Origin of the sequence: Oceanobacillus sp. FSL K6-2867, assembly GCF_037963145.1 — a bacterium.
Classification (GTDB): Bacteria; Bacillota; Bacilli; order Bacillales; family Amphibacillaceae; genus Oceanobacillus.
This window is the reverse complement of the sequence record NZ_CP150144.1, coordinates 3,832,774-3,856,765: the sequence shown is the minus strand read 5'-3', so window position 1 is coordinate 3,856,765 and position 23,992 is coordinate 3,832,774. Positions and strand designations below refer to the sequence as shown.

The following is a 23,992-nucleotide window of genomic DNA, read 5'->3' as shown; positions in this document are numbered from 1 at the left end:
CAGGCTTTTTTTATTTCATTCCACTTATCATTCGAACGTTTTATACTTTCTTTACTGCCAAGCAATTATATTTCTATCCTGTGCTGTATATTTTCTTTTATTCTACCCAAAATAAGGTCATCAGCTACTATAATTAGGAGGAATGCTGAATGAACCCGCATTTTAGGATTATATTTTTGGTTGGAATTTTACTTCTGGCAGCATGTGGAAAACAGGAGGATCCCCCTTTAGCAGAAGAGCAAGAAAATAATCATATTGCCCAAGTCAAAAACTCAGATCCCACACGCCTTGAAAACCTAAGCAATACCGAAATCGCTAGTCACCTTGCTAATGTAGCCAGCAATGTCCCAAGCGTGGACGATGCTGCAGCAATTGTAGCAGGTCCTTATACCGTTGTTGGAATTGATGTTAATAAAGATCTTGATCGATCACGGGTAGGAACAATTAAGTATTCTGTATCTGAAGCTCTTTATCATGATCCATATGGAAAAACAGCTATCGTTGTTGCTGATGGTGATGTAATGGAGAGAATCAGGGGTATGGGAGACAAGATTGGTCAAGGACATCCTGTCCAAGGCTTTGTAGATGAACTTGCAGCAATTGTCGGTCGTTATATGCCAGAGTTTCCGATTATGAATAACACCCCTGTTGAACCAGACCAAAACAAAGAAATATTATCTGATGAAGAGCAGCAAAAATTGGATGATATCGAAGGCGAACAATCCAATCACCATGATAATCGTTAATCACACGGATTAAAACCCAGGCTTCTTACTTAGAAACCTGGGTTTTCTTTACACATTTTATTCATGATTTGATGTGTTTTCCTCTTTCTTTTCATTGTAATATTGTACGCCAAATTGAGATCCTTCTGATACCATTTTGGAATTCTCCAGCTGCGCCACATCTTTTTCACCTAATTGATCAGGTACACCTGAATTTTCAAATGTATGATCATGATCATCCGATTGCGAGTTTTGTTTCAGTTTAGAGGTAATAACGTTCGCAGCCCCTTTGATTTTATCACGGTTTTGCTGATCTTTTAAATAGAAACCTGCCACACCTGCTCCTAATGCACCCACTGCTGATAGAACATACCTTTTTTTCATGAAATCGTCCTTTCATTTTAAATATAGATATTGTTATTTTGTACTTATATTCCCCCGAAAAGTTATTATCAAACATAAAGGAATCTCTGCTAAAGTGAATATATTGTGATATACTATTTACTAGATGACATTAAAATAGATTATTTTTCTGAAGTAAGAGGTGAAGGAATGCAAGTAAAATGCTCTCTTTGTGATAAAGTGGAAGAAATTGAAGATCATTGCCTGCAAGCAAAAAGACTAAGAAACAGAAGAATATACATGTATCTTTGCAATCATTGTTATGACCGGATTGAAGTTAAAACAAATGAAAGGCTTTCTACAGGGGATTTCAAACTATACCGGGAAAATAAAAAAGAAGACCAGTATATATAATTGCAGCCTATTGTCAGCTTTTAAAACATGATCCTTATATACAGCAAAAAACGCCGGTACCGGCGTTTTTTTATTCATTATTTGCTTTTCTTTGGAAATGGAGTCTAATTCTATATACAGCCAATACAAAAATAATAACGATAAGGCTTTCAATTGTCGGCATACGCATTACAGTAGTAAATATCGTTAAAATATACGTTCCAATTAACAATAGAATATAAACAAAAACCTTTTTTATTGGTGGCAATTTACGAGCGAATCCAAGTTCATAAGCAATTGCACAAAGTATAAAATTCATTACATAAAATATCCAAAATATATTTTCGATACCATTTCTTTCTACTACGTAATCAAATACAACCCTGAAACCATCCATATATATCCCCCAATATTAACTTAGCTCTTCTATTATCATACTAAATCTTTCATATTCCTGCCACTAACAAGCGTAAAGTCTTATTTAATTTATAATTGTCAAACCAATAAGAAACAGCATGCTGTATACTTTTTCAGCATCTCACCAATCTGACTATTTTTGAAGAAAATACTATTTTCATATATACTATTAATGAAATAGAGGTGTTTATATGAAGAATATTAATGTTCCTATGCTTTTTTTAGCAATTCTTGTTGTTGCGATGTTCTTTCTGGTCGGACTCGCTATCGCATTCCGCAATATTTGGTTTATCTTACTTTTCCTTATACTCGGATTTGCAATTTTTGGTTATGGTTTATCCTTAAAAAAAAGAAGAAAGTGACGGGTTGCTCGTCACTTTCTTCCACGCTGTAAAAATGATATTATTTCATCTTGTAAAATTGGGTTACAAGTAAGAATTGATGATTTTTCAAGCATATTAATTTTATTCCCGTCAATATCCGTCGTGACACCACCAACTTCATTTACAATTACAATACCAGCTGCTACGTCCCACGGGGATAGCCCTAATGATAAATATCCATTTTCAATTCCTTCGGCAGTATATGCGAACTCTAATGCAGCAGATCCATACGATCTTGTTCCACGTACTTCTTTCACAAAGTCCTGCGTCGTTGTTTCATCTACAAGTCTATTTTTACATAGCCAAAAATGATTCATCCCTATAATAGCATTTGTTAATTTAACATCTGTGGTGAGCTGGGGTAATTTCTCCTTATTTTTATAAGCGCCCTCGCCTTTTTTTGCATGGTATAAAATATCTGACATAACATCATAGATAATCCCAATTTCACCGACACCATCTTGATATATCCCAACAGAAATTGCAAAGTTTCTTTTCTGATGAACAAAGTTCATCGTCCCATCAATTGGATCAATAATCCAAACAGTACCCTTAAGAGATGTAATGGAATCACCGTAGCCCTCTTCACCAACAATAAGATGATTGCTATATTGCTCTTTTATGTTCTTTACAAAGTACGCTTCGATGCGTTTATCCAATACCGTAACCAGATCATTAGGGTTTGACTTCGTCTCAATATCCAATGGAGCATTCATTTCATCTTTAATGATCGTTCCTGCTTCCAATACCCATTGTACAGCCTGATCATATATGTCATTGCGAATCGTTTCATCCATATGTACGCCCTCCACTATCATCATTATAACTATAATTGTACCAAAATGAAGGGAACCCGTCATTGTATTTGAATGACCCCAATATGTATTCGAGTATTTCTCTAATGCTTCCAATACATATTGGGGTCAGCTATTAAGCGTCTTCATTTTCAATTTGTAACATTTGTTTCCTTAACTCCTCTAAACGTTCTTTCGCTTTAATTATTGCAACCTTATCATCAGCCTGCATCGCATCGAAAAGCGTAACTAATTCATAATCAATTTCCATTCGAATGACAGGTAATCGCTCTTCCGCTTCTTTTCTTCTTAATGCTTCCATTACATATTTCAAATTTGCCACTTCCTTTCGAATAGCTTGTTTTATCAGTTTCATTTGTTTTCTTTATTTTATGTTTTGGAAATTATATTGTTCATAGCTTTTCTGAAATTAATGATTATTTTTATTATCTTTTCCCGGTTTATCCATTTTTAAACATAGCGTTTAATTATAATTTGCTTTAAGATTTGATTTCATAGAACGAATTAAAGCTCGCTCTAAAAAGCTTTAATCTGCTATTTTTTAGAGATTTATTTATTAACGCGAATATGTATAGCTTGACTTAAAACCTTCTATATTTAATAATAATTATTATAAATAACGTTAGAAAGGAATGATTTTTTGACTTTTCAAGGATTTAAACGCGAAGATTTCGATACTTTTACAATAGATGGTCTTGATGAACGCATGAAAGCAATTCAAACAAGAATTCAGCCCAAATTTCAGGAAATGGGATTAGAACTCGTTGATTACATAGCAGCACAAGTAGGGAATGAAATGTATTTACATATTGCTAAACATGCTAGGAGAACGGTTAATCCACCAAAGGACACTTGGTTAGCAATCGCGGATAACAAACGAGGTTATAAAAAACATCCACACTTTCAAATTGGTCTATTTGATGATCATTTGTTCATGTGGCTGGCATTAATTTACGAATTGCCAAATAAACAGGAAATTGCGAAATCCTTTATCACATCGTTTGAAAAAATTAAACAGCTTCCAGACAATTTTGTTGTTTCTTTAGATCACATGGATAAAAATTCAATACCAATTCAAGATTTAGAAATGAAACATCTGGAACGCTTCAGAGATGTAAAAAAAGCTGAGTTTTTAATCGGTATTCATGTACCAGCAGAGAGTGATTTAGCAGCGGATGGAGAAAAGCTAATCGATACAGCGAAAGAAACCTTCCGCACTCTAATGCCATTCTATCAATTGGCACTACAGTCACGTAACTAGTTGATGTCTCGTAAAATGAGATGAAACAAAAAGACATTTATTCACCCCTTTTGGTTGAATAAATGTCTTTACTATATAAGCTGTCATTATTTTACATTTTAATATAATCATTGCTCGAGTCTCTCGCTCTTTTAACAGTATGGTAACTTGAGTAGCCTGAAGATGCTTCAAATGCTGAGAACAGTTTCTTTTCTTCACTTTTTGAAGGTACAATCTGTTTAAATCGCCGATACAGCATTAAGATTTCCTCTCGTCTGACTTTATTTTCATATGCCTTCTCTACAAGCGAAAAAAAATTCACCACATCAATAATTTCCTTTGTTGACCACATTTCATCAATTGGGTATTCGTAATTCATTTTTCTATTCACCTCATTATATTACCTTGCCTACCCCTATATAAAGTTTTCTTTAAAACTTATTATAATACATATCCGATCTATTTGTTAATACACCTGTTTGTTTTATGATCATAGGTATTTTGTCTAAATGCAAAAAAAAGCTACATCAATTTAATGTAGCTTAACCTATATTTGTATTATTTTTCACCACAAGTAGGACATGTACCGTAAAGAGTTGTTACTTTTTCATCTTCGTAATCTGCAATAACTTGCTGGCAATCCTGACAAATTATTGTACCCATTAAGTCATCCCCTTTTTGTTTTATCGGTAACATAATTTTATTATAATATGTCATACTAAAAGAGTCAATGGTTAATTAGTATAACATATTAAATATTTTATTATTAAATAGCAGGTCTTTATTACAGATAAAAAAACATAACTAAATGCACATAGCTCTTGGTTGTGTATATTATATGTTACTTCTGAATCTCTGATGACTAAAGTAAGAAGGTTCACGACTTATTTATAACTTTTTTACTTTGTTTCGATAAGTGCTGGGTCAAGTATTTCATAACCTTTTTCCCGTAAACCTTCCACAATGTCAGGCAATGCTTCAGCTGTCCACTCCCTGTCATGCATCAGTAGATTTGCTCCTGGCTTCAGCAGGGAATACGGTACATCCACTTCTGGACCTTCACCTGAGATCATTGCTTCTGCAAGCTTTTCTGCGTTCATATAAGGCTCAAAATAATCATAGCCATATGTCCAGTTCATTACTGTCATACCATCCTCTTCTGCAACTTGAATCGAGTAATCTGTATTAGCTCCATGCGGGGCTCGGAAGAATAATGGTCGCTCACCAATAATTTCTTCTATTCGGTCATTAAGACTTATAATTTCCTCTTTTTGTTCTGCTTCAGATATATCTGGCAATGTTGCATGGCTAAACGTATGATTACCAATCATAAATCCCATTTCATGAATTTCCTTGAGCTTTTCTTCTTCTTCAGGTGTATCGATAAAATGGCCATTTACAAAGAATATTGCTTGAGCGTCTATATCCTTTAATGTCTTAGCCATTTTAACAGCATTTTTATCAGGTGCATCATCAAATGTTAGCAGTACAACATCTTCATTCGTTTCTTCTTTTATTGGGATTACGGACCAATTTTCTGAAATCCTATACTGTGCTTCATTAGGATGCTCGTCCTTTTCGATTCCAGCTGCATCTTCTTCCGATTCTTCACCCCCACTCTTTTTTTCATCCTCCGATTCCTGGACATGTTCTTGATTTTTATTTTCTTCCTTTTCAGTTGATGATTTTCCGTGACTCGTTGTTTCCGCATTGCTTGCACAAGCTGAAAACATTGCTATGCCAATAATAAGAATAATTAATGTAATCCTTTTCATATGTAAAAACTCCTCCTGGCTAAAAAATAGATTAATAGAATAATCATAAAGTATTCATGAAGTCACTGTCATTTACCATTTTATAAACAACTAATGCCAACCGAATAGGTAATGACTGTACATTATTCCAAATTAATCCTCTTCTATTATATACCCAAAACAATATTTCTTCATGTTTACATTTTTCGACGATTGATTTTCAATTTAATAACATTTCGATAACAATAACTAAAGGGTAACAATCATTTGATAAACTATCCCTATATTGTTATGAGACAATTCCACAATGAGGGAAGTGATAAAAGCCGATGAACAAATTATTATTTTTAATTTCTATTCTTTTGTTGCTTGCAGGCTGCCACTATAAAGAGGATGTTATTAATGCTATTTCCTTTAACCCGTCAGAATATCGAGTCATGATTCTCCCAGCAGAATCGGTTGAAGAAATTGATGATAAATATGTTGATGCTATAATTGATATAAAAGCAAAATATCCTACTGAGTTTTCAGATGCAAAAAAGGTTGAAATTGACCCTGCCGAAATGGATATTCCGTTAGAAAGCAATGATACTACTCTAATCATTCAAAAGAATGGACAGACAATTGCACAACTTTCTTCTAACATGACCAAAAATGAGATTATAGAGCAATTGGAATTTACTTTAGAAGATGGAACAAAAGCGCAAGCACCCGGTTAGCGTCATACGGACTTCGATACCATACTGTGGAATGGTTAGGCTTGTCGAACATTCTTACGAAGAAGATAAAGGAACATACCCCCGTGAGATGCCGACGTTAAGCTTTAGCTTGATTTTATTCGACCATACTTTTATATGGAGTCGATGCCCGATTTCACCACAAGGATATAAGTGCAACTAAGCCTCTGATAAAGTCAATCGGCAAGCTTTCTTTAGATTGCATGAGGTGAGGGAAGTCTCGCTAGTCTCTGGGCGCTGAAACTGAACGTGGATGTACCGATATCTAAGTTATCCACAACATTCAAATTTTATAATTTCCTAGACAAAGAAAAAGGATGCCTTTTAATTCAAGGCATCCTTTTTTTAATAACAATTATATCTTTCGCTATCTTAAAGCATATGGATCGGAGTTCCGAGCGCTACTTCTGCAGCTTCCATTGTAATTTCACCTAGTGTTGGATGAGCATGGATAGTTAGAGCGATGTCTTCAACAGTCATGCCAGCTTCAATAGCAAGCCCAATTTCTGAAATCATGTCACTTGCATTTGGTCCTGCAATTTGACCACCAATTACTAACCCATCTTCTTTACGGCTGATCAACTTCAGGAATCCGTCACTATTATTTAAGGATAATGCACGACCGTTTGCAGCAAATGGGAATTTCCCTACTTTTACATCATATCCAGCATCTTTAGCTTCTTTTTCTGTCATTCCAACAGTTGCAAGCTCTGGATCTGTAAATGCTACAGCTGGTACACCAAGATAATCGATTTCAGATTTTTCTCCAGCAATTACTTCAGCAGCAATTTTTCCTTCATAGGATGCTTTGTGAGCAAGTGGAGGACCAGCAACGATATCACCGATTGCAAATATATTGTCTACAGAAGTACGACATTGTTTGTCGATTTTAACAAGTCCTTTTTCGTCAAGTTCAATTCCAGCTTGTTCTAAGCCAATTTCACTTGTATTCGGACGACGGCCAACCGTTACAAGAACGTAATCTGCTTCAATTGTTTCTTCTTTTCCTTTAGCTTCATACGTAACTTTTACACCGTCAGCTGACTCCTCAACACCTTTAGCCATTGCTTCGGTAACGATTGTAGCACCCTTATTTTTCAAGCGCTTTTTAACAAGCTGTGTCATTTGTTTTTCAAACCCGCTTAGAATATCTTTCGCACCTTCAAGGAAAGTGACCTCAGTTCCGAAGTTTGCATATGCAGAGCCTAGCTCACTTCCAACATATCCAGCACCGATAACTATTAATTTTTTAGGAACTTCTTTCAAGTTTAGCGCTCCTGTAGAATCAAGTACACGGTTTGAAAACTTGAATGTTGGTATTTCAATTGGCGATGAACCAGTAGCTACAATACAATGCTTGAATTTATATGTTTGAGAAGATTTTTCGTCCATTACTTTTGCAGTATTTTTATCTACAAAGTATGCTTCTCCATTTACGATGTCTACTTTATTTCCTTTAAGAAGGCCTTCAACACCAGATGTTAATTTCTTAACAACACTGCCTTTCCATTCTTGAACTTTGGAAAAGTCAATGGTTACACCTTCTGTTTTAATTCCGATTTCTTCAGAGCCTTGAGCAGTTTCTGCTAAATGGCCTGCTTGAATCAATGCCTTTGAAGGGATACAGCCAACATTTAAACAAACCCCGCCCAAAGTACCTTTGTCAACAATCGTCACTTTTTGCCCTAATTGTGCAGCACGGATAGCAGCAACATAACCACCTGGTCCTGCCCCTACAACCAGTGTATCTACTTCTACTGGAAAATCTCCTACTACCATTACCTACGCCTCCATCATAATTAGTTGTGGATCATTTAGTAATCGTTTAATTTGGTTTAAAGCTAACTGTGCAGTAGCACCATCAACGATACGGTGATCAAAGCTTAGAGATAAAGCAAGAACTGGAGCTACGACAACTTCCCCATCACGAACAATTGGTTTTTCAGCAATACGGCCAATTCCAAGAATTACAGCTTCTGGGTAATTCAATACTGGAGTAAACCATTGTCCACCCGCTGAACCAATGTTTGAAATTGTGTTAGAAGCCCCTTTCATCTCATCTGGTTTTAGTTTACCATCACGAGCTTTTCCTGCCAATTCATTTATCTCCGCAGAAATTTCAAAAATGGACTTTTTATCAGCATCTTTTACAACTGGTACAAGCAGACCTCTGTCTGTATCAGCAGCAATACCGATATTATAATAATGTTTTTGAACAATCTCATCTGTTGCATCATCAATCCAAGAATTTAATATTGGGAATTTCTTAGATGCTGACACAAGCGCTTTTACGACATATGGTAAGTACGTTAATTTGATTTCTTGTTCTGCTGCAATTGCTTTAAATTTCTTACGGTGTGCAACAAGCTCTGTTACATCGATTTCATCCATTAACGTAACATGCGGCGCTTTCGATTTTGAGTTAACCATTGCATTTGCGATTGCTTTACGGATGTTTGTCATCTTCTCGCGAGTTTCTGGATAGCTTCCAGTTGGCACTGGAGCCGGTTTTGCATCTTGAGTCTCTGCCGCCTTTTCTGTTGCTTGTTCAGCTTGTGCTGCTGGCTTGTCCCCACTTAAGAAGCTATCAATATCAGCTTTCAGGATTCGGCCATTTTTACCAGTACCACTAACTTCTTCAATGGTTACATTATTTTCTCTAGCATACTTTCTTACAGACGGCATCGCAATAACACGTTTGCCTTCTGTTTCTTGAGCTTCTTGTTTAGATTCCTTCGGAGCCTCTTTTGCTGGCTCTTCTTTTGCTTGTGGTTCTGAAGCTTCTTCTGCGTCCTGTCCACTTTCGTCAGACTCGTAGCCTTCAGCGTCAATGGTAACAAATACATTTCCTACATTTGCTACCTCACCCTCTGCAACATGTATCTTTTTGATTGTTCCTTCTACTGGTGAAGGAATTTCAACAACAGCTTTATCATTTTGGACTTCGCATAGTACGTCGTCCTCTTTAATGTCATCGCCTTCGTTCACGAACCATTTTACGATTTCGCCTTCAGCAATACCTTCCCCAATATCTGGGAATTTAAATTCAAATGCCATACATCTTACCTCCTATCTCATATTTAGAAATTAATTACAGTGTTTACTTTTTCAATAATATCTTGGTGATTAGGTAGCCAAACTTCTTCTGCGTCAGAGAACGGATAAACAGTATCTGCTGCAGCCACGCGCAATACTGGTGCTTCAAGATGCAGAATTGCTCTTTCCTGGATTTCAGCAACAACATTTGCTGCTACACCTGCTTGACGCTGTGCTTCTTGCACAACAACAACACGGTTTGTTTTCTTCACAGATTCTAAAACCGTATCATAATCAATTGGTGATACCGTACGTAGATCGATTACTTCAGCACTAATTCCGTCTTTTTCAAGCTCTTCTGCTGCTTTTAGACATGCATGAACCATTGCACCGTAAGCAATTAATGTAACGTCATTTCCTTCTTTTTTCACATCTGCTTTTCCAATTTCTACTGTGTATTCCCCTTCAGGAACTTCACCACGGAAAGAACGATAAAGCTTCATATGCTCTAAGAAAATAACTGGATCATTATCGCGAATTGCCGAGATTAACAACCCTTTTGCTTCATATGGAGTTGATGGAATAACAACCTTAAGACCTGGTTGCTGTGCCATTAATCCTTCAAGTGAATCAGCGTGCATTTCAGGTGTGTGTACACCACCACCAAATGGAGCACGAACCGTAATTGGTGCTGTATGATGACCACCAGAACGGTAGCGCATACGAGCCATTTGACCACTAATGGAATCAATTACTTCATAAACGAAACCAAAGAATTGAATTTCCGGAACCGGACGGAAACCTTGTAATGCCAGCCCAATCGCTAGTCCGCCAATCCCTGATTCTGCTAGAGGGGTGTCGAATACACGGTCTTCACCGAACTCATCCTGCAAACCTTCTGTAGCGCGGAATACTCCACCGTTTTGACCAACATCTTCACCAAATACAAGCACATTTTCGTCATTTTTCAATTCTACGCGCATTGCATCTGTGATTGCTTGAATCATTGTCATTTGTGCCATGATTTACTTCGACTCCTTCTCTTTATAGATTTCCATTTGCTCCTGTAAATTAGCTGGAAGTTCTTCATACATATTAGCAATTAAATCTGTAACTTTTTGTTTTGGCTGTTCTTCTGCTTGTTTAATCGCTTTTTTAATATCTTCTTTTGCTTCTTCAATTACTTTATTTTCATCTTCTTCTGTCCAAAGCTTTTTGCTTTCAAGGTATTTACGGAAACGAACAAGCGGATCTCTCTTTTCCCATTCGTTATCCATGTCTTCTGTACGATAGCGAGTTGGATCGTCACCAGACATCGTATGCGGACCGAAACGGTACGTTAACGTTTCAATTAATGTAGGACCATCCCCATTGATAGCACGTTCGCGAGCTGCTTTTGTAGCTGCATATACTGCCAGCACATCCATACCATCAACTTGAATTCCTTCGATACCTGCTGCAACTGACTTTTGTGCTAATGTCTTCGCATTTGTTTGCTTTTCAACCGGCACAGAAATAGCAAAGCGGTTATTTTGCACAATAAAAATTGCCGGGGCTTTATATGCACCTGCAAAGTTAATTCCTTCGTAGAAGTCACCTTGTGATGTACCACCGTCACCTGTGTATGTGATCGCAACATTTTTCTTGCCGCGTTTTTTAATTCCTAAAGCAACACCAGCTGCTTGAACATATTGTGCACCAATAATAATCTGTGGGCTTAATGCGTGTAAATCATCAGGAAATTGATTTCCATGGAAATGCCCTTTTGAGAATAAGAAAGCTTGGTATAATGGCAGACCTTGCCAAATCAACTGTGGAACATCACGGTAACCTGGTAAAATGAAGTCATCTTTTTCCAAAGCAAATTGACTTCCCAGCTGTGAAGCTTCCTGACCTGCTGTAGGAGCATAGAATCCTAAACGACCTTGACGGTTTAAGGCAATTGAGCGCTGGTCAAGGATACGTGTATAAACCATGCGACGCATAAGTTCTTTCAATTCCTCATCCGATAGATCCGGCATACTATCTTTATTCACTATTTTCCCATCTTCATTAAGAATCTGGAACATTTCGAACTGACTTTCAACATTATCAAGTACATATTTCAAAATGGTTCACCTCTTCCTTTCCTTATACCCTTAATATTATTGTCTTTCCTAGCGTGCCCAGAATAAGGTAAATCTCTACAAAAAAATATATATTATTGATGTACCCTATCGTGGTGATAAATAATCATAACCCACAATAAATAATAACCTGTTACATAAATTATGTAAAGTTTATTGATACAATCTTGCTTGCAAATAAATCGTAACCCATTTTCCAGATTCGGTCAACAGGATTGCTTATACCATTCAAGCAAATGAAAGGATTTACATTTTAAACAGGAATCGTCAGCTGCTAATAAAATCAAACCGACGAACTGTTATAATATAGCTTTTGAACTGTACTACTAAACTGTACCTGTCTATCGCTTAATTGTGTTCACGCAGTACATATGAAACTAAGTCACGTTAATCGAAAAAGAGCGAACTTTGTAAACAAGCAAATCTGTATTCCCTCCAAAAACAGACCAAGAATATTATACACTCACCGACTTTCTATGATGTGTTTTGTAACAGTATAAATGTACAAGTGAAAGAAACTGAATATTGGTGTGTAGATTTTCTATAATACATCCGCGGGAAACAATCCCCGACTGGAATTACTGCACATAAAAACAGACCCACACAGCTTAATACGCCTGTTAGTGGGTCTGTTTTTTTATTCTTCATATGCAACTTCTATATCTGCCGCTTCATAGAACTCCTTTTTTAATTCATTGTACTCAACCGTATAATTGTTAAATTCCTCATTAAGCTGAAGCACTTGCTCATAACTTTCATTAATGGAATTAATTTGGTCTGTTAATCTCTCTTGTTCAAGATCTTCTAGCTGCAGTAATTCATATAATTCTTTTTCTAACTCTAATGATTCCGTATAAGCATTATTCAGTTTTTCGTAGGCGGAATAACGATTATTCATCACCTCATGCATAGACTCCGCAGTGTTCTTTAGCTCCTCGTTCTCTATGTCATCAAGCAATGCTTCAATCTCATTAAACTCTTCTTTTGATTTCTCAATACTTCCTTTCTCTAGTTCAATTTTTTCTGCACGTTGCTCAATTATTTTTAATGCTTGATTGGATAATTCCTTAATTGTTTTAATATCATCCATACCTAAGTCAATAATTTGATCATAAATATCCTGTTCTTCTAATTCTAATTTCGTAATCTCACTTTGCTTCTTTTCAAATTCTTCTTCTAGTGTAACTGCTTCTTCAAGATGATTATGTATTTTCTCTTCTGTTGATTGACTGTTACAGGCAGCTAATAACACCGCCAGGCTAATTGATAAGATAAGTAATAATTTCTTAAAATGCACGTTTTTTCCTCCTATGTTTTCTATTTACCGCAAGTATTTTTAAAGTATAACATAATCTAATTTCACATACAGTGAAGAGTACAATAATTAGATTAATAAATAAAGACTTGTCCCATTTCATAACCCATTCGGTCAGTTTATTTTTATGATTTATTTATAGAAGTTATGTTAAAATAATACAATGATATAGTATAAAAAATGAGATCAATAGTTTTATACCCTCTATTACATAGAATATAACCAGTTAGGAGTAATGTTTATGTTAACGATGAAAGATATTGTACGTGAAGGTCACCCTTCTCTGAAAACTGTTGCAGCTGAAGTAAATGTGCCGATCACAGATGAAGAAAAACAACTATTAAAGAATATGTTACAATTTTTAATCAATAGCCAGGATGAAGAAATTGCAAAAAAATATGATTTAAGAGCTGGCGTCGGCCTCGCCGCTCCCCAACTAGGTATCGAAAAACGCCTCGTTGCTATTCACTTTGAAGATTTCAATGGAAAATTGTATAGCTACGGCTTAGTAAACCCAAAAATTATTAGTCATTCTGTTGAACAATCCTATTTAGCTGGTGGAGAAGGATGCCTTTCTGTGGATCGGGCTGTTGAAGGCTATGTCCCAAGACATGCAAGAATCACAGTAAAAGCAACCGATACAGATGGAAAACCAGTAAAGCTGCGATTAAAAGGGTATCCTGCTGTTGTGTTTCAGCACGAAATTGACCACCTTAACGGAATTATGTTTTACGATCGCATTAATTCAAATAATCCATTTGCAATACCTGATAATTCCACAGCAATCGAATAATTACTAAAGGTGTCCGTTATTTCGCGGACACCTTTTTCATACAGATAGGTGAACATTACGTTACAGCCTTACCAATTTATAAGACTTATCTTCCTGCACTTTCCACCCAGGAGTTTTACTTTATTTCTAATGAGACAACATATCAAAATGTATAAGATTTCATTGCATGTAAAAGATAAAATTACAAATAGTAATTGCTGGACTTTATGATTATTTTTTTAAAAATGATGTATTTTTATTTAAATCTTCCTCATTTCGTACTATACTGTATATAAGAGGATTGGACGGTAGAATGTTTTATTGCTTTTCTAGATATCTGAAAGGAGACGTGTGTCCTCATGCTAAAGCGCCTAAAAGATAAACTGAAGAAGCGGTGGAGAGACTTTTTAGGCAAAGAAGGACGTGTACCTACGACTTTTAAATAAGACTACCAAGGATGCAACCAATCACACCAACGACTATTTAACGGGAAACTGGTATTGCGACGGAAACATGCCAGGCGAAAGTTTTTATGGAAAGGTAATAACATCCAATTTGAAATGGGTTATCGCCTATTACAGGCATAACTCACTTCGTTGAACAAAAATATATAGAAAAATGTTAGGAGAGATGAAATGATTTTTAAAGTTTTATATCAAGAGGATCAAAATGAAGTTCCTGTCCGCGAACGAACAATGAGCACATATGTTGAAGCGGATTCAATCAGAGAGGTAAGAAAGAAGTTAAGTGATCGGAAATATAACATCGAATATATCCAAGCATTAGATGAGGCACATCAAAATTACGAGAAAGAAACTGGAAAACTTCAGTTGGAGAACATGTAAGTTATGAAATTTGTAAAAAATGACCAAACAGCCGTTTTTGCTCTAGGTGGACTAGGTGAAATCGGAAAAAACACGTATGCAGTCCAATTCCAGGATGAAATCATTCTTATCGATGCTGGGATTAAATTCCCAGAGGATGAACTATTAGGAATCGACTATGTTATACCTGATTACACCTACCTCGTACAAAATCAGGATAAGATAAAAGGTTTATTCGTAACCCATGGTCACGAAGACCATATTGGCGGTATCCCTTTTCTCTTGCGTGAAGTTAATGTGCCTATTTATGCAGGACCACTTGCAATCGGATTAATTCGTAATAAATTGGATGAGCACGGCTTATTAAGAAGTGCTAAGTTAATTACAATACAAGAAGATGATGTTATTAAATTCCGTAAAACTTCCGTCAGCTTTTTCCGTACAACACACAGTATTCCTGATTCATATGGGATTGTCGTAAAAACACCACCAGGAAACATCGTTCATACTGGTGATTTTAAATTCGACTTTACTCCCGTTGGTGAACCAGCAAACCTTACAAAAATGGCTGAAATCGGCAAGGAAGGCGTACTCTGTCTTTTATCCGACAGCACAAACAGTGAGGTCCCGGGATTTACGATGTCAGAACGGGTTGTTGGTCAAAGCATTCACGATATCTTCAGTCGTGTTGATGGGAGACTGATTTTTGCTACATTCGCATCCAATATTTATCGTTTGCAGCAAGTAGTAGAAGCAGCAGTTCAGCACAACCGCAAAGTTGCAGTGTTTGGACGCAGCATGGAGTCCGCAATCAATATCGGTTTGGAACTAGGCTATATCCAAGCTCCTAAAGAGACATTTATTGATGGAAATCAAATTAACCGATTACCAGCAAATGAAGTAACTATTCTTTGTACAGGCTCTCAAGGCGAATCGATGGCAGCATTATCACGAATCGCTAATGGCACACATAGACAAATCCAAATTATACCTGGTGACACAGTTGTATTTTCTTCCTCACCAATCCCTGGAAACACCGTCAGTGTCAGCAAAACCATTAACAAACTATATCGTGCAGGTGCAGATGTTATCCATGGTAAACTAAGCAACATTCATACATCTGGGCACGGTAGTCAAGAAGAGCAAAAACTAATGCTTCGATTGATTAAACCAAAATTCTTCATGCCGATTCACGGTGAGTATCGCATGTTAAAAGAGCATATAAAACTAGCTGAATCTTGTGGTGTAAAGCCTGATCATTCATTTACAATGGATAATGGGGATGTACTTGCACTAAGTAAAGATCAAGCTTCCATTTCCGGCAAAATTCCTTCTGGTTCCATCTATGTTGATGGAAGTGGTATCGGTGATATTGGTAATATCGTATTGCGTGACCGCAGAATTCTTTCTGAAGAGGGGCTCGTAATTGTAGTTGTAAGCATCAATATGAAAGAATTCAAAATTGCCGCAGGTCCAGATATTATTTCTAGAGGCTTTGTATATATGAGAGAATCCGAAGACTTGATTAACGAAGCGCAAAAGCTTGTCTCATCTCATTTAAATAAAGTAATGGAAAGAAGAACAACACAGTGGTCTGAAATTAAAAATGAGATTACAGATACAATTGCTCCTTTCCTATATGAAAAGACAAAACGTCGCCCAATGATTTTACCTATTATTATGGAAGTTTAAAAAGAACAAAAGACATGGAAGAATGATTCTTCCATGTCTTTTGTTTAATCGTCAATAACTAAATGCCTTTCAAACCTCGAAATATCCTCGTCAGAACCGATCACGATCAGGATATCATCATTCGACAAGGCATCTTCAGCACTCGGGGAAACATTAATTGACTTCCCTCGCTTAATCGCTACAATATTGCATCCATATTTTGCTCGAATGTCTAATTCAATTAAGGACTTGCCGATCATTTTTTCCCCAGCTTTTACCTCTACAATACTATGTTCATCTGATAATTCAAGATAATCCAGTATATTGTGCGAGATAAGACTATGCGCTATTTTTCGTCCCATGTCACGCTCCGGATGCACAACATGATGGACACCAATTTTATCTAAAATCTTTTCATGATAATCATTTTTGGCTTTCACGGTTATTTTCTTGATTCCGAGGTCTACAAGAATAACAGCGGTCAAAATACTTGCTTGTATGTTCTCTCCAATTGCTACAATTACATGCTCAAAGTTTTGAATTCCAATATCCTTCAGCGTATCTTCATCTGTTGTATCAGCAATAACTGAATGATAAGCAATTTTTTTATATTCATTGACTCGGTTTTCATCACTATCAATTGCCAGAACTTGCTTTCCCTCTTTACAAAGTTCCCGGCAAATACTCCCGCCAAATCTCCCAAGTCCAATAACAGCATAGTCTTTCACCATTTCTAACCCTCCAAATACAGTGTTCTGTATCTAATATACGCCTGCAAAAGTTTAGGAGCAACTTTCAGCTTGAAAGTTGCTCCTAAAAAGTTAAATTGCATCCAGCATCGTGAATTGTGATTTAACAAGCTCATAATACTTCCCATGCTTATTCATTAATTCCTGGTGACTCCCCTTTTCCAGAATTCGTCCTTGCTCCAGCACGAAAATATTGTCAGCCTCTCGTATTGTTGATAAGCGGTGCGCAATAATGATGGATGTTCTTTCTTTTAGAAGCTTTCGTAATGCTTGTTGTTTTTACTTCAGATTCAGTATCAATACTAGCAGTTGCTTCATCTAGAATAATAATGGTTGGATCAGCAAGTAAGGCTCTTGCAAAGGAAAGCAGCTGCCTTTCCCCTGCAGAAAGTATGTTTCCTCGTTCCTCAACCTCCGTATGATAACCATCAGCGAGACGTTGTATAAACTCATCAGCACCAACAACTTTAGCTGCTTCGATAACATCTTTATCCGTTGCTTCCGGTCGCCCAAAACGTATATTTTCCATAATGGTTCCAGAAAAAATAAATGTATCCTGTAAGACCACACTAATTCTTTTCCTTAGGCTGTCAAGGTTTACTTCTCTCAAATCTAGACCATCAACTTTGACAGCACCTTTTGTAGGGTCATAAAACCGGCTAATTAAGTTTGCTATCGTTGATTTGCCACTTCCTGTATGACCGACCAGCGCAACTGTTTGACCTGCCTTCATCTCAAGTGAAATTTCATGCAGAGCTATTCGTTCCTCGTTGTAGGAAAAACCAACTCGATCAAATACAATATGACCTTTCATATCTTTTAGCACATGTGCATCTGGTTTCTCTTCTACGTTCGGCTGTTCATCTAAAAATTCAAAAATGCGCTCAGATGATGCCATCGCCATTAGTAATTGATTATACATTTGTCCTAGTCTTGATATAGGCTCCCAGAACATCCCAAGAAAAAACGCGAAAGAAACAAATGTACCAATCTCAATAGTTCCATTCAAAATTAAATATGAGCCAAATGCGATTAAAATAATCGTTCCGATTGCATCGCAAATTTCTACCAACGGACGGAACATTGCACTTTTTTTTGCTGCATCTTTAAAACTGTTAAAATAGCCTTTATTTACTCCACCAAAAAACTCTGCGTTTTCTTCTTCCTGGGAGAAGGATTGTGTAATTCGCATTCCCTGAAGTCCTTCATTTAAATGAGAATTCATGCGGGATTGATGCTTGCGCACATCTTGCCATGAACGACGAATCTTTCTGCGCAGTCTCGTTGAGATAAAGAACATTAATGGAATAACAATAATTACAGCAAGAGCAAGTGGCGGACTTAATACAAATAAAATTATAATGATTCCAACCAGCATGACAGCATCCATCAATAAATTAATGATTCCATTAGTAAATAATTCTTGTAAGGAGTTAATATCATTCAATATTCGCACTAATATGGAACCAGCCGATCGGCTATCAAAAAATCGATGTGATAATCGCTGAACATGAGAAAATAACGTATGTCTTAGGTCATAGATCACATTTTGACCAAGGATGTTCACCCATTTTATTCGCAATGTATTCGCTAAATAACTGATCATGTACATAACAGCTATACCAATAACAAGCTGGATCAGTAAAGGTATATTTTTTTCCCCAAGTGCGATATCAATAGCTACTTTCCCAATCAGTATAGGAACTGCAAGCCTGATTATCGTAGAAATGAGCATTGCAATGATTGCCGCTGGAAGATAGGTTTTTGAATATGGTTTGACAAATTTCAGCAATCTGCCCATCTGCTGCCAATTAAATTGCTTTTCGATCGTCTGATCAACTGTATAGTAAAATCGTTTTAAATGTCGACTTTCTCTGTTTGTTTGCGTATTTGTCATACATGTACCCCCTTGTTAATGAACGATATCCATAACCCCTTCCCTGTCTTGATATTGGATATTGTAAACACGTTCATATGGTCCATTGTTCTTTACTAGCACTTCATGTGTACCGCGTTCTACTATTTTGCCATCTTCCAAAACTAAAATTTCATCTGCATATTTCAGGGAAGAAATTCGGTGAGCAATTATAAATGTTGTTCGCCCTTTCATCACTTCTCGCAATGCTTTCTGAATTTTAAATTCCGTTTCCATGTCCACTGCTGATGTGGCGTCATCTAAAATAAGAATACTTGGATTGATACAAATCGCACGTGCAATGGCAATCCGCTGCTTTTGTCCTCCAGATAAACCCATACCTCGTTCACCAAGCATTGTTTCATACCCATTTGGCATTTCCATAATAAATTCATGCGCTTGCGCACGCTTTGCAGCATCAATTATTTGCTCCTCTTTTACATCAGGATTTCCATAAGCAATATTTTCTCGAATGGATGTAGAAAATAAAAACGGCTCCTGCAATACAAAACCAATATGCTTCCGGAGTGTTTTTAATTTATAACCTGCTACTGGTCTTCCATCAATCAGCACTCTGCCATGCTGCGGCTCATAAAATCGAGTGATCAGCTGGGTAATACTGGTTTTACCAGAACCTGTAGCACCAATTAATCCAATTACTTTTCCTGGTGGCGCATCAAAGCTGATATGAGATAAGGCAGCATCATCGCCTTCCATGTAATTTAATGTAACATCATGAAATGTAACATGACCTTTGATTGGCTGACTGACAGCATTTTCTTTTTCAACAATGTCTTCATCTGCGTCTAGAATCTCGATAAGCCTTTCCCCGGATGCCTTTGCTTGTGAAAACTGGTTCACAATAAAGCCCAGATTCATTAAAGGTCCAAGAATGTACCACACTAAACTAAAAAATGCAACAAGCTCTCCCAATCTTAAATTACCCTCAATCACTAAATACCCGCCATATGCAAGTAATGCTACAACACAAACATTACCGATGAACTCCATAAAGGGAAAATACTTTGCCCAAAGCAAAGAAGTTTTCAAATAATTTTGCCGGTAATTATCATTGTTCTCTGAAAATCTTCCAATCTCAAAATCTTCACGTGATAAGGATTTAACTGTATTCATTCCACTAATATTTTCCTGAACCCGGGTATTTAACCTGCCAAATGATTTACGAATTTCCCGAAATGCTGGATGTACACGCCTGTCAAACTTAAATACAACAATAGCAAGAAAAGGAATAGCAGCCATCGTCACGAGGGCGAGTGGAACAGAATAGTAAAACATAATGCTTAAACTAATAAAAATCAGCAGGACGACACGAATAAGCTCTGCAAATCCAACAGAAAGAAAGAAGCGAAACCCTTCTACATCGGCTGTTAACCTTGACATAATGTCACCGGTTTTAGCATTATCATAATATTTAAATGCTAAACGCTGGAGCTTGTCATATAACGCTTCTCTCAGCTTATAGACAGAGGTCATACCAAAAAGATCTCCTAAGTATTGAAAGAAAAAAGTAGAAATACCTTTTACTAGCATCAAGCCAAGAAAAGAAATACCAATCAATGGGATTAATTCGTATCTCGTCTGTACAACTACTTCATCAATAGTTATTTGTAAAATAATTGGATAAACGACGGTAATAGCTGTTACAAAAATCAAGAAAAATAAAGACAAAATAAAGTATCTCTTGTATGGCCAATAAAAGCGCTTTAACTTTTTGAATGTCTGCATAATATTTCCACTCCTCTCTAAGTTGTTTTACCGTATTTACTAATATAACGGATTCCGAAATAAATTGCCATACCTTTTGTTGAATATTTTTAAAATTTTTATTACCCATTCTATTCCAAAGAAAAAGCACACCCTGAGCGATTATCAAAGCGTGCTTCTCTCCTATTCAACTATTTTCTTTTAATATCCTATCTAATCTTCTACGTAAAAGATCCACTTTTCCTGTACCAGATTGTGAATGCCGTAATATCCCTTGTTTATCGAAAACATAGTAAGCTGGAACGTAACGAAAGTTAAATATATTCGATAGTGTTTCATCTAAATCAACATAGAGAGGCTCTGTAATTTTTTTCTCCAATGCCATCTTTCTTATTGCAGAAAGATCATTATCAGCTTCAGAGAGTGATGTATGAACGCTGATTACTTGCAGATCCTCCCGCAGTTCATCACGAAGTTGATTAATAAACGGCTGGGATTTTTTGCAAATATGACAACTTATTGACCAAAAATAAATCAATGTTGGAGTTTCGCCAATTAAGTCTTCCCTTCTTACCCCACTACTATTTATCCATATTCCATTCTCGTCTAAGTCGGGCATATGATCTCTTAATTTCAATCGTTTAACCTCCTCCCAATTGGAACCATTGAAATTTGTTTAAAAAACATTTCTAACACTTCCTAATTTATATATGATTAAACGAATTTGACTGTGCCTTTGATTTATGTAAAAAATAAGTAATCTAGCCAAGAAATAAAAGCGACAATTAAAATTACCGCCATTTGGTAAATTAATTGTCGCTTTTCATTGCTATGTTTATTTCTAGCTTAGCTTCTCATTGACTGTTTGACAAACATCTTCAGCAGTCTGACCTTGCGCATTGATGACCGGACCAGCTATGCTTGTCGTTTGCATACCCATGACATCTTTATCCTGCCCAGAAATAACACAGCAATCACAATGGGCTGCATCTTTTTCTGTGCGCAGGTCAATAATTTCATGTCCCATTTCCATCAATGCCGTTTTAATATCAGTTAAGTTCTCTTCTACAGCAATTCTTGCCATAAACAATCCCTCCTAAAGCATCCATTTTCACTTGTAGTATCTGCCATACTGGAAACAATATGCAGATTAATTGGAGAGTTTTTGAATCGTATGTACGACTGCTTTCACACCAACTTCCAATGCTGATTCATCTGGGTTAAGCTTCGCATGATGCAGTCCGTATGGAGAATTAACTCCAAGCCAGAACATAAAACCTGGTATTTCTTTTAACATATCCCCAAAATCCTCACCAGTCATAGCTTCAATAGCCTCATGATACGCAATACCTGCCTGGTGCATCGTTTCTTCAAATAAATCAACATACTGCTTGTAATTGTAGACTTGAAAATAGTTCGAGCCGTAATCAATCATTATTTCACATTCATGGCCAATTTCAAATCCCTGCTTCAGCTTCTCAAGTTTTTCTTTAATGCTAAGAAGCGTATTCGGGCTTAATGTTCGAATTGTCCCTTCAAGCCTTGCTGTTTCTGCCACTGCATTTTGAACAAATCCGCTTTCCATTTTTCCAACTGTTATTACAGCAGGTTCTAATGGATTTAATCTTCTTGAAATAACCTGCTGCATTTGAATAACAAAATTGCTGGCCGCTACGGCCATGTCTTTTGCCAGGTGCGGATAAGCAGCATGTCCGCCGAGCCCTTTAAAGTCAATAAATAACTCACTTGTATTTGCAAAGAGCAACCCTGCTTTACTCGACACCGTACCCACTGGAAGCTCTGGTGCAATGTGTAATGCAAAGATAACATCGGGCTTCCACTGTTGAAACTCTACAGATTGCAGCATCGGTAACGCTCCTCCAGGCCCCTCTTCTGCCGGTTGAAAAATAAACACCACGTCGTCGCTTATTTTTTGATCAATAATATGCTTCATTGCTCCAAGAGCAATAGTCATGTGAAAATCATGTCCGCAAGCATGCATTTTTCCTGCGTGAGCTGATTGAAATGCTAGTTCTGTGGACTCCGTAATTGGCAACCCATCCATATCACAGCGGAAACCAATCATTTTCTTAGGTGCACTACCGGCTACTTTAACGAGTATCCCTGTTTTCCACTTTTTAACTGATACTCGATCATTTCGAATTGCTTCAATTGTATTTAAAATAAATTGCTGTGTTTTAAATTCTTCAAAACCTAATTCTGGAATTTGATGCAGTTTTCTTCTGACCTCTTGTAATTTCTTTAACTCCATCACGATCGCCTTCTTAATTATTTAGTTGACGAAGCTCCTGTTTAATTTCCGTTTTTGACTTCGTCTGCTCATCAATCTCTTTTAACACTTTAGCTGGCGTACCACCAACAAGTGTATGTGGTGCGACATCTTTTGTTACAATAGCTCCCGCCGCAACAACAGCTCCTTTTCCAACGGTTATACCTTCTAAAACAACAGCATTAGCTCCGATTACTACATCGTCTTCAATGATAACCGGTTTAGCTGAAGGTGGCTCAATTACACCTGCAAGCACTGTACCAGCACCTATATGACAGTTTTTTCCTATTGTAGCTCGTCCACCAAGCACAACATTCATATCAATCATCGTACCGTCGCCAATAACAGCCCCGATATTAATGGAAGCTCCCATCATAATGACTACACCGTCACCAATTTTAACTTGATCCCGAATAATTGCACCGGGCTCAATCCGTGCATTAATCCCTTTAAGATCCAACAAGGGAATTGCGGAATTCCTGCGATCATTTTCAATAACATAATCTGAAATGGAGGATTTATTCTTTTCCAGGAACAACTGAATGCTGCTCCATTCTCCAAAGATAACTCCGGTATTGCTTTCTATAAATGTTTGAATCGAGCTATCTATATCAAGATCGTTTAAGTTCCCCTTAATATAAACTTTTACAGGCGTACTTTTCTTGCTTGTTGAGATAAAGCTGATTATTTCGTTTGCATCCATTATGTTCATGTTCTCTCCTCCTGATAAAAAAGCTATTTTTTACTTTAACAGAGTGATTTT

General features: G+C 36.8%; 26 protein-coding genes and 1 pseudogene. 8 read left to right on the top strand and 19 right to left on the bottom strand.

Annotation, left to right across the window (positions count from 1 at the left end):
- Positions 1 to 149: 149 nt before the first annotated feature.
- Positions 150 to 746 carry a YhcN/YlaJ family sporulation lipoprotein gene (locus NSQ77_RS18635; protein ID WP_339227570.1) on the top strand — a complete coding sequence of 199 codons (597 nt, stop codon included), beginning with the start codon at positions 150 to 152 and terminating at the stop codon, positions 744 to 746.
- A 57-nt stretch (positions 747 to 803) separates the two neighbouring features.
- Here the strand turns inward: NSQ77_RS18635 and NSQ77_RS18630 are convergent, their stop codons facing one another.
- Positions 804 to 1,109, bottom strand: coding sequence for a hypothetical protein (locus NSQ77_RS18630; protein ID WP_339227569.1), 306 nt, complete (start codon positions 1,107 to 1,109; stop codon positions 804 to 806).
- Positions 1,110 to 1,277: 168 nt separating this feature from the next.
- Between NSQ77_RS18630 and NSQ77_RS18625 the strand changes: the two genes are divergently transcribed.
- On the top strand, positions 1,278 to 1,481 hold the full coding sequence (locus NSQ77_RS18625; protein ID WP_339227568.1) for a YlaI family protein: 204 nt from the start codon (positions 1,278 to 1,280) through the stop codon (positions 1,479 to 1,481).
- Positions 1,482 to 1,551: 70 nt separating this feature from the next.
- Here the strand turns inward: NSQ77_RS18625 and NSQ77_RS18620 are convergent, their stop codons facing one another.
- Complete coding sequence (locus NSQ77_RS18620; protein WP_339227567.1) at positions 1,552 to 1,857, bottom strand: YlaH-like family protein; 306 nt, start codon at positions 1,855 to 1,857, stop codon at positions 1,552 to 1,554.
- 211 nt (positions 1,858 to 2,068) lie between these two features.
- On the opposite strand from NSQ77_RS18620, the gene NSQ77_RS18615 reads away from it, so the two are divergent.
- On the top strand, positions 2,069 to 2,239 hold the full coding sequence (locus tag NSQ77_RS18615; protein ID WP_339227566.1) for a DUF5325 family protein: 171 nt from the start codon (positions 2,069 to 2,071) through the stop codon (positions 2,237 to 2,239).
- A gap of 11 nt (positions 2,240 to 2,250) precedes the next feature.
- Here the strand turns inward: NSQ77_RS18615 and NSQ77_RS18610 are convergent, their stop codons facing one another.
- Both NSQ77_RS18610 and NSQ77_RS18605 read right to left on the bottom strand, forming a co-directional pair.
- Positions 2,251 to 3,057, bottom strand: coding sequence for an inositol monophosphatase family protein (locus NSQ77_RS18610; RefSeq protein ID WP_339227565.1), 807 nt, complete (start codon positions 3,055 to 3,057; stop codon positions 2,251 to 2,253).
- Positions 3,058 to 3,190: 133 nt separating this feature from the next.
- On the bottom strand, positions 3,191 to 3,388 hold the full coding sequence (locus NSQ77_RS18605) for a hypothetical protein (RefSeq protein WP_339227564.1): 198 nt from the start codon (positions 3,386 to 3,388) through the stop codon (positions 3,191 to 3,193).
- Between the two features lie 327 nt (positions 3,389 to 3,715).
- Here NSQ77_RS18605 and NSQ77_RS18600 point away from each other — a divergent pair, with 327 nt between their 5' ends.
- Entirely contained in the window at positions 3,716 to 4,336 is a 621-nt protein-coding gene (locus tag NSQ77_RS18600) for a DUF1054 domain-containing protein (RefSeq protein ID WP_339227563.1), read from the top strand.
- A gap of 91 nt (positions 4,337 to 4,427) precedes the next feature.
- On the opposite strand, the gene NSQ77_RS18595 is transcribed toward NSQ77_RS18600, so the two are convergent.
- From NSQ77_RS18595 to NSQ77_RS18585, 3 genes are all read right to left on the bottom strand, one after another.
- Positions 4,428 to 4,694: a UPF0223 family protein gene (locus NSQ77_RS18595; protein WP_339227562.1), complete on the bottom strand. Its 267-nt coding sequence runs from the start codon at positions 4,692 to 4,694 to the stop codon at positions 4,428 to 4,430.
- A gap of 179 nt (positions 4,695 to 4,873) precedes the next feature.
- Positions 4,874 to 4,978, bottom strand: coding sequence for a GapA-binding peptide SR1P (locus NSQ77_RS18590; RefSeq protein ID WP_339227561.1), 105 nt, complete (start codon positions 4,976 to 4,978; stop codon positions 4,874 to 4,876).
- 236 nt (positions 4,979 to 5,214) lie between these two features.
- A complete protein-coding gene (locus NSQ77_RS18585; protein WP_339227560.1) occupies positions 5,215 to 6,090 on the bottom strand; it encodes a polysaccharide deacetylase family protein in 876 nt (291 codons plus the stop codon).
- A 308-nt stretch (positions 6,091 to 6,398) separates the two neighbouring features.
- Between NSQ77_RS18585 and NSQ77_RS18580 the strand changes: the two genes are divergently transcribed.
- Entirely contained in the window at positions 6,399 to 6,788 is a 390-nt protein-coding gene (locus tag NSQ77_RS18580; protein ID WP_339227559.1) for a lipoprotein, read from the top strand.
- Positions 6,789 to 7,178: 390 nt separating this feature from the next.
- Here NSQ77_RS18580 and lpdA read toward each other — a convergent pair whose 3' ends face one another.
- From lpdA to NSQ77_RS18555, 5 genes are all read right to left on the bottom strand, one after another.
- Complete coding sequence (gene lpdA, locus NSQ77_RS18575; RefSeq protein ID WP_339227558.1) at positions 7,179 to 8,585, bottom strand: dihydrolipoyl dehydrogenase; 1,407 nt, start codon at positions 8,583 to 8,585, stop codon at positions 7,179 to 7,181.
- Between the two features lie 3 nt (positions 8,586 to 8,588).
- The gene (locus NSQ77_RS18570; RefSeq protein WP_339227557.1) at positions 8,589 to 9,863 is read right to left on the bottom strand and encodes a dihydrolipoamide acetyltransferase family protein; all 1,275 of its coding nucleotides are present in this window, start codon (positions 9,861 to 9,863) and stop codon (positions 8,589 to 8,591) included.
- A gap of 23 nt (positions 9,864 to 9,886) precedes the next feature.
- Complete coding sequence (locus tag NSQ77_RS18565) at positions 9,887 to 10,864, bottom strand: alpha-ketoacid dehydrogenase subunit beta (RefSeq protein ID WP_339227556.1); 978 nt, start codon at positions 10,862 to 10,864, stop codon at positions 9,887 to 9,889.
- A 3-nt stretch (positions 10,865 to 10,867) separates the two neighbouring features.
- Positions 10,868 to 11,911 (bottom strand): pyruvate dehydrogenase (acetyl-transferring) E1 component subunit alpha, encoded by a 1,044-nt coding sequence (gene pdhA / locus NSQ77_RS18560; protein WP_339231086.1) that lies wholly within the window; start codon positions 11,909 to 11,911, stop codon positions 10,868 to 10,870.
- A 694-nt stretch (positions 11,912 to 12,605) separates the two neighbouring features.
- A complete protein-coding gene (locus tag NSQ77_RS18555) occupies positions 12,606 to 13,265 on the bottom strand; it encodes a YkyA family protein (RefSeq protein ID WP_339227555.1) in 660 nt (219 codons plus the stop codon).
- Positions 13,266 to 13,524: 259 nt separating this feature from the next.
- Here NSQ77_RS18555 and def point away from each other — a divergent pair, with 259 nt between their 5' ends.
- From def to rnjA, 3 genes are all read left to right on the top strand, one after another.
- Positions 13,525 to 14,076 carry a peptide deformylase gene (def, locus tag NSQ77_RS18550; RefSeq protein WP_339227554.1) on the top strand — a complete coding sequence of 184 codons (552 nt, stop codon included), beginning with the start codon at positions 13,525 to 13,527 and terminating at the stop codon, positions 14,074 to 14,076.
- 614 nt (positions 14,077 to 14,690) lie between these two features.
- Positions 14,691 to 14,900 (top strand): RNA polymerase epsilon subunit, encoded by a 210-nt coding sequence (locus NSQ77_RS18545; RefSeq protein WP_339227553.1) that lies wholly within the window; start codon positions 14,691 to 14,693, stop codon positions 14,898 to 14,900.
- A 3-nt stretch (positions 14,901 to 14,903) separates the two neighbouring features.
- Positions 14,904 to 16,571, top strand: coding sequence for a ribonuclease J1 (gene rnjA / locus NSQ77_RS18540; protein ID WP_339227552.1), 1,668 nt, complete (start codon positions 14,904 to 14,906; stop codon positions 16,569 to 16,571).
- Between the two features lie 44 nt (positions 16,572 to 16,615).
- Here rnjA and NSQ77_RS18535 read toward each other — a convergent pair whose 3' ends face one another.
- From NSQ77_RS18535 to dapD, 7 genes and pseudogenes are all read right to left on the bottom strand, one after another.
- Positions 16,616 to 17,281 (bottom strand): TrkA family potassium uptake protein, encoded by a 666-nt coding sequence (locus NSQ77_RS18535; protein ID WP_339227551.1) that lies wholly within the window; start codon positions 17,279 to 17,281, stop codon positions 16,616 to 16,618.
- Positions 17,282 to 17,371: 90 nt separating this feature from the next.
- A pseudogene (locus NSQ77_RS18530) lies at positions 17,372 to 19,196 on the bottom strand (ABC transporter ATP-binding protein).
- A 15-nt stretch (positions 19,197 to 19,211) separates the two neighbouring features.
- Entirely contained in the window at positions 19,212 to 20,960 is a 1,749-nt protein-coding gene (locus NSQ77_RS18525) for an ABC transporter ATP-binding protein (protein ID WP_339227550.1), read from the bottom strand.
- A gap of 166 nt (positions 20,961 to 21,126) precedes the next feature.
- Complete coding sequence (locus NSQ77_RS18520) at positions 21,127 to 21,576, bottom strand: TlpA disulfide reductase family protein (RefSeq protein WP_339227549.1); 450 nt, start codon at positions 21,574 to 21,576, stop codon at positions 21,127 to 21,129.
- Positions 21,577 to 21,780: 204 nt separating this feature from the next.
- On the bottom strand, positions 21,781 to 22,023 hold the full coding sequence (locus NSQ77_RS18515; RefSeq protein ID WP_339227548.1) for a YkuS family protein: 243 nt from the start codon (positions 22,021 to 22,023) through the stop codon (positions 21,781 to 21,783).
- Between the two features lie 66 nt (positions 22,024 to 22,089).
- Positions 22,090 to 23,211 carry an N-acetyldiaminopimelate deacetylase gene (locus NSQ77_RS18510; protein ID WP_339227547.1) on the bottom strand — a complete coding sequence of 374 codons (1,122 nt, stop codon included), beginning with the start codon at positions 23,209 to 23,211 and terminating at the stop codon, positions 22,090 to 22,092.
- Between the two features lie 13 nt (positions 23,212 to 23,224).
- Entirely contained in the window at positions 23,225 to 23,941 is a 717-nt protein-coding gene (gene dapD / locus NSQ77_RS18505) for a 2,3,4,5-tetrahydropyridine-2,6-dicarboxylate N-acetyltransferase (RefSeq protein WP_339227546.1), read from the bottom strand.
- Positions 23,942 to 23,992 lie beyond the last annotated feature (51 nt).

Bases quoted from the DNA above. Each gene is read 5' to 3' on its own strand.
- NSQ77_RS18595 (WP_339227562.1), bottom strand. From the start codon at position 4,694: ATGAATTACGAATACCCAATTGATGAAATGTGGTCAACAAAGGAAATT.
- NSQ77_RS18610 (WP_339227565.1), bottom strand. From the start codon at position 3,057: ATGGATGAAACGATTCGCAATGACATATATGATCAGGCTGTACAATGG.
- dapD (WP_339227546.1), bottom strand. From the start codon at position 23,941: ATGAACATAATGGATGCAAACGAAATAATCAGCTTTATCTCAACAAGC.
- rnjA (WP_339227552.1), top strand. From the start codon at position 14,904: ATGAAATTTGTAAAAAATGACCAAACAGCCGTTTTTGCTCTAGGTGGA.
- NSQ77_RS18545 (WP_339227553.1), top strand. From the start codon at position 14,691: ATGATTTTTAAAGTTTTATATCAAGAGGATCAAAATGAAGTTCCTGTC.
- lpdA (WP_339227558.1), bottom strand. From the start codon at position 8,585: ATGGTAGTAGGAGATTTTCCAGTAGAAGTAGATACACTGGTTGTAGGG.
- NSQ77_RS18535 (WP_339227551.1), bottom strand. From the start codon at position 17,281: ATGGTGAAAGACTATGCTGTTATTGGACTTGGGAGATTTGGCGGGAGT.
- NSQ77_RS18570 (WP_339227557.1), bottom strand. From the start codon at position 9,863: ATGGCATTTGAATTTAAATTCCCAGATATTGGGGAAGGTATTGCTGAA.
- NSQ77_RS18620 (WP_339227567.1), bottom strand. From the start codon at position 1,857: ATGGATGGTTTCAGGGTTGTATTTGATTACGTAGTAGAAAGAAATGGT.
- NSQ77_RS18635 (WP_339227570.1), top strand. From the start codon at position 150: ATGAACCCGCATTTTAGGATTATATTTTTGGTTGGAATTTTACTTCTG.
- NSQ77_RS18565 (WP_339227556.1), bottom strand. From the start codon at position 10,864: ATGGCACAAATGACAATGATTCAAGCAATCACAGATGCAATGCGCGTA.
- NSQ77_RS18615 (WP_339227566.1), top strand. From the start codon at position 2,069: ATGAAGAATATTAATGTTCCTATGCTTTTTTTAGCAATTCTTGTTGTT.
- NSQ77_RS18525 (WP_339227550.1), bottom strand. From the start codon at position 20,960: ATGCAGACATTCAAAAAGTTAAAGCGCTTTTATTGGCCATACAAGAGA.
- NSQ77_RS18625 (WP_339227568.1), top strand. From the start codon at position 1,278: ATGCAAGTAAAATGCTCTCTTTGTGATAAAGTGGAAGAAATTGAAGAT.
- NSQ77_RS18630 (WP_339227569.1), bottom strand. From the start codon at position 1,109: ATGAAAAAAAGGTATGTTCTATCAGCAGTGGGTGCATTAGGAGCAGGT.
- NSQ77_RS18515 (WP_339227548.1), bottom strand. From the start codon at position 22,023: ATGGCAAGAATTGCTGTAGAAGAGAACTTAACTGATATTAAAACGGCA.
- NSQ77_RS18510 (WP_339227547.1), bottom strand. From the start codon at position 23,211: ATGGAGTTAAAGAAATTACAAGAGGTCAGAAGAAAACTGCATCAAATT.
- NSQ77_RS18585 (WP_339227560.1), bottom strand. From the start codon at position 6,090: ATGAAAAGGATTACATTAATTATTCTTATTATTGGCATAGCAATGTTT.
- pdhA (WP_339231086.1), bottom strand. From the start codon at position 11,911: ATGTTCCAGATTCTTAATGAAGATGGGAAAATAGTGAATAAAGATAGT.
- NSQ77_RS18590 (WP_339227561.1), bottom strand. From the start codon at position 4,978: ATGGGTACAATAATTTGTCAGGATTGCCAGCAAGTTATTGCAGATTAC.
- NSQ77_RS18580 (WP_339227559.1), top strand. From the start codon at position 6,399: ATGAACAAATTATTATTTTTAATTTCTATTCTTTTGTTGCTTGCAGGC.
- def (WP_339227554.1), top strand. From the start codon at position 13,525: ATGTTAACGATGAAAGATATTGTACGTGAAGGTCACCCTTCTCTGAAA.